Here is a 10,611-nt window from a genome sequence, read left to right as displayed (position 1 = left end):
AAGTACAGAGGAAATAAAAAAGAAGAAGAAATAAAAAAATATGGAATTGAATTTATGAAAAATGGGATAGAGAAAAAACCCGACGATTATAGATTATACTGGGAAATTGCATGGTTTTATTATAATGAAAATGATTTTGAAAATTCTCTTAAATATCTTGAAAAGGCCGAGAATTATAACCATCCTTTTTATATAGAAAATCTTAAAGCACATATTTATATGAAACAAAAAAATTTAAAGAAGGCAATTGAAGAATGGAAAATAATAAAAGAAAAATATCCTGAAAGAAAAGAAATTGCAGAAAAATTTATAAAACAGATAGAAAAGGAAAAAAATGAGTGATTTAATTTCTGAAATTATTGAAAAAAAATCAATAATAATTGAAGAAAAGAAAAAAATTTTACCTACTGAAAAATTGATAGGAATGATTTCTTTAAAGAAAAAATACAGCATTTATCAATCTTTAAAGAATGAGTTTGGAATTATTGCTGAATTAAAAAGAGCATCTCCTTCTGCAGGTACAATTAATAATAATTTAGATTTCAAATCAACTGCTATCAAATACCAAAAATCCGGAGTTAGTGGTATTTCTGTTTTAACCTGTGAACCATATTTTCTTGGTTCTATAGATGACCTAAAAACTGTAAAAGAATCAGTTGAAATTCCTGTTCTGATGAAAGATTTTATTGTAGATGAATACCAGATTTATGAAGGGAAATATTATGGTGCTGATTTTATCCTTTTGATAGTTAGAATACTTGAAGATAGAAAACTTGAAAAATTTATAAAAATCTGTGAGGAAACAAACATTGAAATTTTAATAGAAATATTTGATATCAATGATTGGAAAAGAGTTTCTAATTTAATCAAGAGATGGAAAGACAAAATACTTGGTATAAACAATAGAGATTTGAAAACACTTAAAGTTGATATAAACAATACATTAAACTTGATTAAACATATTCCAGTTGATAAAATAATTGTCATAAGTGAAAGTGGTATAAAAGAGAAAGAAGAGGTCTTGCTTTTAAAAAATTTGGGTTTGAAAGGTGTATTGATTGGAGAAAGTATTTTAAAAAGTAAGAATGTAGAAGAGAAAATAAAAGAATTAAAAAATTAAAAGAAAGGAGGAAAAGAAAATGGAAGAAAATAAAATTTATCTGTCTGAAAGGGAATTGCCACAGGCATGGTATAATATTCTTCCTGATTTACCGGAACCACTTCCACCTGTAATTCATCCAAAAACAAAAGAACCTGTAAAACCGGAAGACCTTGCGCCTATTTTCCCAATGTCTTTAATTATGCAGGAATTTGCACCTGAAAGATGGATTGAAATTCCAAATGAAGTTTTGAATGCATATAAAATTTATAGGCCAACTCCTCTCCACAGGGCAAGAAATTTTGAAAAAGCATTGAAAACAAAGGCAAGAATTTATTTTAAGAATGAATCTGTATCTCCACCTGGTTCTCATAAACCGAATACAGCAATAGCTCAGGCATATTACAACAAAATTGAAGGGGTAAAAAGATTAACAACCGAAACAGGTGCAGGCCAATGGGGAAGTGCTCTTGCTTTTGCATGTAAACTTTTCGACCTTGAATGTGTAATTTTCATGGTAAAGGTATCCTATTATCAAAAACCATACAGAAGATTACTTGCGCAATCATGGGGAGCAACTATGTATGCTTCTCCATCAGATAAAACTGAATTTGGAAGGAAAATTCTTTCGCAGAATCCGAATTCACCGGGGAGTTTAGGAATAGCGATATCAGAAGCAATTGAAGAAGCGGTTAAAAGAGAAGACACAAAATATTCTCTCGGAAGTGTTCTAAATCATGTTTTACTTCACCAAACCATTATAGGGCTTGAAACAAAAAAACAACTCCAACTTATTGGAGAAAAACCAGATGTTCTAATTGGATGTGTTGGTGGTGGAAGTAATTTTGGAGGATTTATAATTCCCTTTGTTCCTGATAAAATAAAAGGAGAAAACATAAGATTTATAGCAGTAGAACCAAAAGCATGTCCTACATTAACAAAAGGACTTTACAGATATGATTTTGGTGATACTGCCTGTACAACTCCTTTACTCAAAATGTATACTCTTGGACATAGTTTTGTTCCTCCTGGAATTCATGCCGGAGGTTTAAGATATCACGGAGATGCTCCTTTACTGTGTCACTTATATAAACTTGGACTTGTTGAAGCAGTAGCATATCATCAAAGAGAATGTTTCGAAGCCGGAGTTCTATTTGCTCAAACAGAAGGATTTTTACCAGCACCAGAAACAACACATGCTATAAGAGCAGTTATTGATGAAGCAAAGGATGCTCCTGAAGGAAAGGTAATTGTATATAATCATTCAGGGCACGGGCATTTTGATTTATCTGCCTATGAAGCATATTTTGAAGGTAAACTTGAAGATTATGAATATCCAGAAGAAAAAATAAAGGAAGCATTGAAGGATTTACCTGAAATTTAATGATTGAAATAAAAATCTGTGGTTTTAAAAGAAGAAAAGATATAATTGATGCAGTAAATCTTGGAATTGAATGGATTGGGATAAATCTTTATGAAAAAAGTCCAAGATTTGTTGAAGAAAGGGAAGCAAAATTGTTAATTGAAAATTTACCGAGTAATATCCATAAAATAGGGCTTTTTGTAAATCCTGACGAAAAAAATTTATTTGAAACTGTGAAAAAACTTAAAATAGATGGAATTCAACTTCATGGGAATGAACCGCCTTCGCTTTTAGAAAAATTAAAAAAAAATTTTCCTGATAAAATCATTATAAAAGCAATAAGAGTTAAAAATTATGAAGATATTGTAAAAAGGATGAAGCATTATAAGATGGCCGATTACTTCTTATTAGACAGATACGAAGAAGATAGTTTTGGCGGAACTGGAAAAATGATAGATAAAGAAAAAATTGAAAAAGGGAAATTACCATGGAACAAAATATTTATTGCCGGTGGAATAACACCTGAAAATGTTAAAAATATAATTAAAAAATATAGACCTTTTGGAATAGATGTTGCCTCAGGAGTTGAAATTGCTCCAGGGATAAAAGATATTGAAAAAATAAAAAAATTAATAGAAGAGGTTAAAAATGTTACCTGACAGAAAAGGAAAATTTGGAATTTTTGGTGGAAGATTTGCTCCGGAAACATTAATGGGACCTCTTGAAGAACTTGAAACTGCATATAAAAAAATATCAAAGACAAAAGAATTTAAAGAAAAACTGAATTACTTATTAAAAGAATATGCAGGAAGACCAACCCCTCTTTATTATGCAGAAAATTTCAGTAAATATCTTGGTTTTAAAGTTTATTTAAAAAGAGAGGATTTAGCATTTACAGGTGCTCATAAAATAAACAATACTCTCGGTCAGGTTCTCCTTGCAAAAATGATGGGAAAGAAAAGGATAATAGCAGAAACAGGAGCAGGTCAGCATGGAGTTGCAACTGCTACTGCTTCTGCTTTGTTAAATATGGGATGCGTTGTTTATATGGGTGAAATAGATGTTGAAAGACAGAAATTAAATGTTTTCAGAATGGAATTACTCGGAACAAAAGTTGTTCCTGTTAGTTCAGGAAGTAAAACCTTGAAAGATGCAATAAATGAAGCGATGAGGGACTGGATAACAAATTTTAAAACAACTCATTATGTAATTGGTTCTGTAGTTGGTCCACATCCTTATCCTATGATTGTAAGGGATTTTCAGTCAGTTATAGGTAAAGAAACAAAAAAACAGATATTAAAAAAAGAAAAAAAATTACCCGATTATCTTGTCGCCTGTGTTGGTGGAGGAAGCAATAGTTTGGGTTTGTTTTTCCCCTTTTACAGAAATAAAGAAGTAAAATTTATAGGAGTTGAAGCGGGAGGAAAAGGAATAAATACAGATAAACATTCAGCAACTCTATTAAAAGGAGAAAAAGGAATATTACATGGTAGTTTTTCCTATGTTTTGCAGGACAATTACGGACAGATAAAGACAACTCATTCAATCTCAGCAGGACTTGATTATCCTGGAGTTGGACCAGAACATGCATTTTATAAAGAAACAGGAAGGGCTGAATACTATGCTGTTGATGATAAAACTGCTTTAAATGGTTTTCATATTTTAAGTGAACTTGAAGGGATAATCCCTGCTTTAGAATCTTCACATGCAATTGGCTGGCTGATCGAAAATAAAAACAGATTTAAAGAAAAAGATATAGTGGTTGTCTGTCTTTCGGGTAGAGGCGATAAAGATGTTATGGAAGTAGCAAAAATAGAAGGTGATTTATGACACAGATTGAAAAAAAATTTAAAGAATTGAAGATAAAAAAAGAGAAAGCACTGATTTTATATTTTACTGCTGGATTTCCTTCTTTTGAGAATTCAATTGAAATCATTAAAAAAAGTGCTGAAAAAGGTGCTGATATAATTGAAATAGGAATACCTTTTTCTGACCCAATCGCAGATGGACCTGTAATTCAATATACATCAGCAAAGGCACTTGAAAATGGAATGAATACTAATAAATGTTTTGAACTTGCTAAAATACTTAAAAATGAAATGAATATACCCTATCTTTTTATGACTTATTTTAATCCTGTTTACAGATATGGAATTGAAAAATTTGCTGATAGATGTGTTGAATGTGGGGTTTCTGGTTTAATTATACCTGACCTGCCATATGAAGAAAGTTTTGAAATTAAAGAAATTTTGAAAAAAAGAGAGATGAATCTAATTTATTTTTTAACGCCATTTACTTCTGAAAAAAGAATGAAAAAAATAACCAGAATGGCAAATGGTTTCATATATTTTATAAGTGTTGCAGGAGTTACAGGACAACGAGATAGTTTAAATCCGGAAATAATTGATGTGATAAAAAAAGTAAAATCTTTAAAAGAAATTCCAGTTGCTCTTGGTTTCGGGATTTCCACTAAAGAACAGATAAAACAGATTAAGGAATATGTAGATGGAATAATTATAGGTAGTTTCTTTTTACAAAAAATAATAGATGGAAAAATAGATGAAGTGGAAGAATTGATTTATCAGTTTAAAAAAGAATTAAAAAATGTATTTTAATTTAAGAATTAACATAAGCCAAAATTTTATTTGAAATGTTATATCAGGAAAGGTAAAATTATTATTGGAGGTAAATTATGAAAAAACTATTGAAAAAAATCAAAAAGATTGTAATGGTACTCTTGATATTTGGAATTCTTGGCGGTGGTTGGTTCTATTATAATAAATACAAAACTGAAAAATTAAGAAAACTGGTAGAAGAAGAAAAAAGAAGACAGGAAGAACTTGAAAAAGAAAAACAGAGAAAACTACTTGAAGAAAAACAAAAAGAATTTGAAAATCTTTTAACAGAAATGGAAAAATACTTTAAAGCAGGTGATTATATTAAGGTAAAAGAAATTTCTGAAAAAGCACTTGCCCTGGCAAAGCAATTTAATTTTTCAACGGATAGAATAAATGAGATTTTTCATAAAATAGAGATTAATACATATCTTTCAAAACTCAAAAAACTTGAAAGAGAAAATGAAGACATTTACAAATATTTTTATGTTAGAATTGAAGTTAAAAAAATACCACCAGTAAAAGAAGTGTTAAATCTTAGAAATAAAATTCTTAATAAAACCTATGAAAATGAATATAAGGTTAAACTTATTCTTGCAGATAAGGCACTTGATGAATTAAAAAAAGGGATAGAACCATCCTATAATTATTTTTTAAGTAGAAAATTTTATGCAGAAGCAAAAAAGTTGAGAGAAACAAGAAATATTAGAAAAGAAGAATTAGAAAATAAAGTTCAGAGTATACAGAATGAATTATTTTTTGCTTCTAAATCACTATACAAAAATACAATTCCAAATTCTCTTTACTGAAAAATGAAAAAAAAATCTATTAATATTGGAGTTATTGGTTGTGGAACTGTTGGTTCAAGTTTTATAAAAAAATTAATTTCAAGAAAAAATATTATAAAAGAAAAAACAGGAATTGAGATAAATATTTTAAAAGTTTTTGATAAGGATAAAGGAAAACTCAATCAATTTAAAGATATCTCTGCTGAATCCCCTGATGAAATAATTGAAAATAAAAATATTGATATAGTCGTTGAATTAATCGGAGGAACAGATTATGCTTACGAATTTGTTACAAAGGCAATTAAAAATGGAAAATCTATTGTTACAGCAAATAAAGCATTATTATCAAAATATGGAAAGGAATTATTTAAAAAAGCGAAAGAAAAAAATGTATATATTGGTTTTGAAGGAAGTGTTGCAGGAGCAATACCAATTATAAAAGCATTAAAAGAAAGTTTTACAGGAAATAAAATAACAAAAATTCTTGGTATACTTAATGGAACAACAAATTATATCCTTTCAGAAATGTATCATAAGGGAATTGATTTTGAAAAAGGGATTGAGGAAGCAAAAAAACTTGGATATGCGGAAGCAGACCCAACTCTTGACATAAAAGGTTATGACACCCTTCACAAAATTTTAATACTTACATACATCACCTATGGAGAACTTTTTTCTGCTGAAGAAATTTATGTTGAAGGAATAGATAAAATACAAACAATTGATATAAAATTTGCGAGTGATTTTGGGTATAGAATTAAACTGCTTGGAGTATGTAGAAAAGAAAAAAATCAAATAGAAATAAGAGTTCACCCTGCTCTGCTTCCAAAAACTCATCTTTTATCTCTAGTTGAAGGTGTTAATAATGCTGTTTATGTTGAAGGTGATTTAATTGGAAAATCACTTTTTTATGGAGAAGGAGCAGGAGGAAATGCAGCAACTAGTTCTGTAATAGGTGACGTTGTGGATATAAGTAAAAAGATTGTTTCTGAAGGTTTTGTTAAAGAAAATTTTGTGTCAGAAGATATCATCTCTTTAAAACCATTTGAAGAAATTGAAACAAAATATTATTTCAGATTTACAGCAATTGATAAACCTGGAGTTCTTGCAAAAATAGCAAAAATTCTTGGAGATAATGATATAAGTATTTTATCTGTAATTCAAAAACAGGACAATCCAGAAAAAGCGGTTCCTATAGTAATGCTAACTCATAAAGCAAAGGAAAAAAATGTAAAAAAAGCAATAAAGGAAATAGATAAACTGGATGTAATAAAAAATCCCACTGTTTTTATAAGAGTTGAAGAAGACCTTATGTAGAAAGATTCAATTTTTATTCAGGAAAGGAACTTAAAAAAAGTTTCAGTTTTTTTTGAATTTTTAACTCCTGAAATTTCAAAATAATATGTCTTAATCTCCTTTATCTTTCTTTCTTTATAAATTTCTATACTCCAGATTTCGTAATTTCTATCTTTATCACGAATTCGTTGAATACTGAAAACTCTCCAGTCAGAACCTATCTTTCCATGTTTTAAACTCAAATAATCAAATATAATACCTATCCTTTCAACAAAACTGTCAGCATATATTATTACTGCATCTTTCAGAGAATTCCCACCTCTATCAAAAAACCAGCAAGTCATTTTTTATCTCCCTTTTTTATTTAGACGAAAATATACTTAGAAAAGTTTCATTAATTAAAAAATGGGAAGTAAAATAATTTTAATTTTTTAAAAGAATAAATCTTAAAATGAAAGCAACTGCAACAATAATAACAACAGGATTTAAATTTCTGTATTTACCTGTGAAAAGTTTTAAAAGGAAATAGGATATAAATCCAAAAGCAATTCCTTCTCCTATGTTATATGTGAAAGGAATTCCAACAAAGGAAAGAAAGGCAGGAATTGATTCTGTTGGGTCATCCCATTTTATTTTTCTTATAGTTGGTATTATTAAACTTCCAACAATAATTAAAGCAGGTGCTGTTACAGGATATAAGGTTATACCACCAACTGTTTGAATTCCTGTCCCAATCATCTTTACAAAAGGATAGAAAAATAAAGAGAGTAAAAACAAAACTGCAGTGATTACAGAAGCAAAACCAGTCCTCCCTCCAACAGATATTCCACTTGCACTTTCAATATAACTTGTCACTGTACTTGTCCCAAAAATTGCACCAACAACAGTTCCTACTGCATCTGATAATAAAACTCTCTCAACCTTTGGGAATTTCCCATTTTTTATAAATCCACCCGCCTCTCCAACTCCTATTGCTGTTCCAACAGTATCAAATAAATCCATAAAAAGAAAAACGAAAATTACTGTAAAAATCCCTTCTCTTAAAGCACCAATAACATCAAGTTTCATGAATGTTGGAGCAATAGAAGGAATTTTCCCAATTATCCCCTCATACTTTATTATTCCTGAACAAATTCCTATTATTGCAGTTATAATCATTCCAATTAAAATGTTTCCCTTTACCTTTAAAGCCATAAGAGTCCCCATTATTATAAGTCCGATTATTGACAAAATTACTTCTTTTTGATAAATATTACCCATTGTTAAAACAACTCCGCCCTTCTGGACAATTCCACTCTGTATAAACCCAATTAATGCAATAAATAAACCAATTCCACCTGCTATTCCACATTGTAAAGAAGAAGGGACATTCTCAACAAGTTTTTCTCTTACTTTCCAGAGAGAAAGAATTATAAAAAGAATACCAGAAATAAAAACTGCTCCAAGAACCTTTTGCCATGCAATGCCCATTCCAAGAATAACAGTATAAACAAAATAAAAATTTTCTCCCATACCAGGAGCAAGAGCAATTGGATAATTTGCATATAAACCCATAATTAAAGTCGCAATTGCGGATGAAAAACATGTTGCTACCATAACTGCTCCAAAATCCATTCCTCCTTGTGATAAAACCGCTGGCTGGACAAAAATTATATATGCCATTGTTATAAAAGTTGTAATTCCTGCGATAATTTCTGTTTTTAAATCCGTGCCCCTTTCTCTGAATTTAAAATATTTCTCAATCATTTAATTCTCCTGTTTTAAGAAAATATTTTAAATTTACAAAAAACTTTCAAAAATTTTTTTAGAAACCTCAGAATTTATTAAGTTTTATTTTTCAAATTCTTTTAACTGGGACAGAAAATCCTCAATTGATTTTTCTGTTTCATCCCATTTTATTTCTTCTCTCGGAAACATTCTTGTTTCTTTAACTATATAAAGAGAAAAAAATTTTTCTCCTTTTTCTTTTAGATAATTTATAGCTTCTTTCCTGCTTTCAAATAATTTCTCTCCCCTCTCTTCTACTTTCATTTTTTTTAATTCTTCTTCTGGCAGGTTTCTTGTAACTCCATACATATAAGCAGAAAGTGTAAATTCTCTAACAAGTATTAATTCCTCAATTATTTGTTCTCCTGTACTTATTCCAGTTGTAATTGCTTCTTCAGGAGTTAAACACAGGTAAGTTTTTGGTCTTATTCTATATCTTTTTATTTCCTTTTCCATTTTTTTAATTTTACCTTATTATTTTAATCCTGTATAATAGTTTCAAATGAAAATAAAATTTCCTGAACCAGATTTAAATGATTTTAAAAAAGTTCTTTTAAGAGAAGTTAAGGGAAGTAGAATACATTGTGCGGAACTACATATTGATAAAGAAATTCTAAAATTTTTATTGGAAGATTATTTTGGAATAAAATGGATTGAACCCATTGATTATGAAACACAGAAAAAAGCAATTCAAAATGTTGTAAATTTATATTACAAACTTGGATTTGACACAATAAGATTAAGTTCTGATTTCAGATTTACTTCAAACCTAAAATTTGAAATACCGAAAAGAGAAACAGATGATACTTCTCTGTTCTCAAAAGGCAAAAGAAAATGGGCTGAGGAAAAAGAAGGTGTTATAAAAAACTGGAATGATTTTGAAAATTATACCTGGCCTGAACCTGAAAAGGTAGATATCTGGGTTTATGAATATCTCTCCGAAATTTTACCTGAAAATATGGGTATTTTTCTATGTATTTCTCAGGGAATTTTTGAGACCTTAATGTTTTTATTTGGTTTTGAAAATCTATGTTATTTAATTTATGATAATGAAGAAATTGTAAAGAAAACTTCTGAAAAAATTGGAGAAATAATATATAAAGCAACTAAAAAGTTTATTGAAAAAGAAAAAATTATAGGGATTTTTCAAGGAGATGATATGGGATTTAAAACACAAATGCTTTTACCACCAGAATTTTTCAAAAAATATATTCTTCCATGGCATAAAAAACTTTCAGAACTTGCCCATCAAAATGGAAAAATTTATGTCTTACACTCCTGCGGAAATATTGAACCAATTATGGATGACTTAATAAATGAGGTTGAGATTGATGCTAAACATTCTTTTGAAGATGAAATATTACCTGTCTGGAAGTTCAAGGAGAAATATGGAGAGAAAATTGGAATAATAGGAGGAGTTGATATCGGAAAGTTGTGTACATTGAAGGAAAATGATTTAAGAAAATATATTAGAAAAATCCTTGAGAAATGTGCGGGTTCAGGTTATATACTCGGTTCTGGAAATTCTATAGCAAATTATATACCACCAGAAAATTTTATAATTATGCTTGAAGAAGGATATAGTTTTAAAATTTAAAAGTACCTTAAACCGTAAAACTTGCTCAACTACAGGTATAAAACACTGGAATTTGAAAAATTCCAAGTGTTTTTTCTGGCGTTTTT

The 10,611-nt window shown here is 29.2% G+C and carries 12 protein-coding genes; 9 read left to right on the top strand and 3 right to left on the bottom strand.

Translation table 11 applies throughout. The features are described 5' to 3' along the window. The 8 genes from PKV21_06945 to PKV21_06910 form a co-directional block, all read left to right on the top strand. On the top strand, positions 1-342 hold a 342-nt coding region (locus tag PKV21_06945; protein HOM27226.1), incomplete at its 5' end, for a hypothetical protein. Next, the gene (gene trpC / locus PKV21_06940; GenBank protein HOM27225.1) at positions 335-1,120 is read left to right on the top strand and encodes an indole-3-glycerol phosphate synthase TrpC; all 786 of its coding nucleotides are present in this window, start codon (positions 335-337) and stop codon (positions 1,118-1,120) included. The genes PKV21_06945 and trpC, both read left to right, overlap by 8 nt. Before the next feature lie 19 nt (positions 1,121-1,139). Then, entirely contained in the window at positions 1,140-2,483 is a 1,344-nt protein-coding gene (locus tag PKV21_06935; protein HOM27224.1) for a TrpB-like pyridoxal phosphate-dependent enzyme, read from the top strand. Then, a complete protein-coding gene (locus PKV21_06930; protein HOM27223.1) occupies positions 2,483-3,121 on the top strand; it encodes a phosphoribosylanthranilate isomerase in 639 nt (212 codons plus the stop codon). Before PKV21_06935 ends, PKV21_06930 begins: the two co-directional genes overlap by 1 nt. After that, entirely contained in the window at positions 3,111-4,292 is a 1,182-nt protein-coding gene (gene trpB / locus PKV21_06925; GenBank protein ID HOM27222.1) for a tryptophan synthase subunit beta, read from the top strand. Before PKV21_06930 ends, trpB begins: the two co-directional genes overlap by 11 nt. Beyond that, a complete protein-coding gene (gene trpA / locus PKV21_06920) occupies positions 4,289-5,077 on the top strand; it encodes a tryptophan synthase subunit alpha (protein HOM27221.1) in 789 nt (262 codons plus the stop codon). The genes trpB and trpA overlap by 4 nt, the downstream gene beginning before the upstream one ends. Before the next feature lie 77 nt (positions 5,078-5,154). Beyond that, positions 5,155-5,886: a hypothetical protein gene (locus PKV21_06915; protein ID HOM27220.1), complete on the top strand. Its 732-nt coding sequence runs from the start codon at positions 5,155-5,157 to the stop codon at positions 5,884-5,886. 3 nt (positions 5,887-5,889) lie between these two features. Next, the gene (locus PKV21_06910; GenBank protein ID HOM27219.1) at positions 5,890-7,182 is read left to right on the top strand and encodes a homoserine dehydrogenase; all 1,293 of its coding nucleotides are present in this window, start codon (positions 5,890-5,892) and stop codon (positions 7,180-7,182) included. Positions 7,183-7,199: 17 nt separating this feature from the next. Here PKV21_06910 and PKV21_06905 read toward each other — a convergent pair whose 3' ends face one another. From PKV21_06905 to PKV21_06895, 3 genes are all read right to left on the bottom strand, one after another. Then, positions 7,200-7,505 (bottom strand): hypothetical protein, encoded by a 306-nt coding sequence (locus tag PKV21_06905; GenBank protein ID HOM27218.1) that lies wholly within the window; start codon positions 7,503-7,505, stop codon positions 7,200-7,202. A 79-nt stretch (positions 7,506-7,584) separates the two neighbouring features. Continuing rightward, positions 7,585-8,907 carry an NCS2 family permease gene (locus tag PKV21_06900; GenBank protein HOM27217.1) on the bottom strand — a complete coding sequence of 441 codons (1,323 nt, stop codon included), beginning with the start codon at positions 8,905-8,907 and terminating at the stop codon, positions 7,585-7,587. An 84-nt stretch (positions 8,908-8,991) separates the two neighbouring features. Next, on the bottom strand, positions 8,992-9,384 hold the full coding sequence (locus tag PKV21_06895) for a hypothetical protein (protein ID HOM27216.1): 393 nt from the start codon (positions 9,382-9,384) through the stop codon (positions 8,992-8,994). A gap of 46 nt (positions 9,385-9,430) precedes the next feature. On the opposite strand from PKV21_06895, the gene PKV21_06890 reads away from it, so the two are divergent. Then, entirely contained in the window at positions 9,431-10,525 is a 1,095-nt protein-coding gene (locus PKV21_06890; GenBank protein HOM27215.1) for a uroporphyrinogen decarboxylase family protein, read from the top strand. Positions 10,526-10,611: the final 86 nt, after the last annotated feature.

Source organism: bacterium, from assembly GCA_035371905.1.
GTDB lineage: Bacteria > Ratteibacteria > UBA8468 > B48-G9 > JAFGKM01 > JAMWDI01.
The sequence above is the reverse complement of the archived record's forward strand: the minus strand, read 5'-3'. Positions and strand labels throughout refer to the sequence as shown.

Coding starts and splice junctions, on each gene's coding strand:
- PKV21_06930 (HOM27223.1), top strand. CDS start 2,483: ATGATTGAAATAAAAATCTGTGGTTTTAAAAGAAGAAAAGATATAATT.
- PKV21_06935 (HOM27224.1), top strand. CDS start 1,140: ATGGAAGAAAATAAAATTTATCTGTCTGAAAGGGAATTGCCACAGGCA.
- PKV21_06900 (HOM27217.1), bottom strand. CDS start 8,907: ATGATTGAGAAATATTTTAAATTCAGAGAAAGGGGCACGGATTTAAAA.
- trpB (HOM27222.1), top strand. CDS start 3,111: ATGTTACCTGACAGAAAAGGAAAATTTGGAATTTTTGGTGGAAGATTT.
- trpA (HOM27221.1), top strand. CDS start 4,289: ATGACACAGATTGAAAAAAAATTTAAAGAATTGAAGATAAAAAAAGAG.
- trpC (HOM27225.1), top strand. CDS start 335: ATGAGTGATTTAATTTCTGAAATTATTGAAAAAAAATCAATAATAATT.
- PKV21_06895 (HOM27216.1), bottom strand. CDS start 9,384: ATGGAAAAGGAAATAAAAAGATATAGAATAAGACCAAAAACTTACCTG.
- PKV21_06905 (HOM27218.1), bottom strand. CDS start 7,505: ATGACTTGCTGGTTTTTTGATAGAGGTGGGAATTCTCTGAAAGATGCA.
- PKV21_06890 (HOM27215.1), top strand. CDS start 9,431: ATGAAAATAAAATTTCCTGAACCAGATTTAAATGATTTTAAAAAAGTT.
- PKV21_06910 (HOM27219.1), top strand. CDS start 5,890: ATGAAAAAAAAATCTATTAATATTGGAGTTATTGGTTGTGGAACTGTT.
- PKV21_06915 (HOM27220.1), top strand. CDS start 5,155: ATGAAAAAACTATTGAAAAAAATCAAAAAGATTGTAATGGTACTCTTG.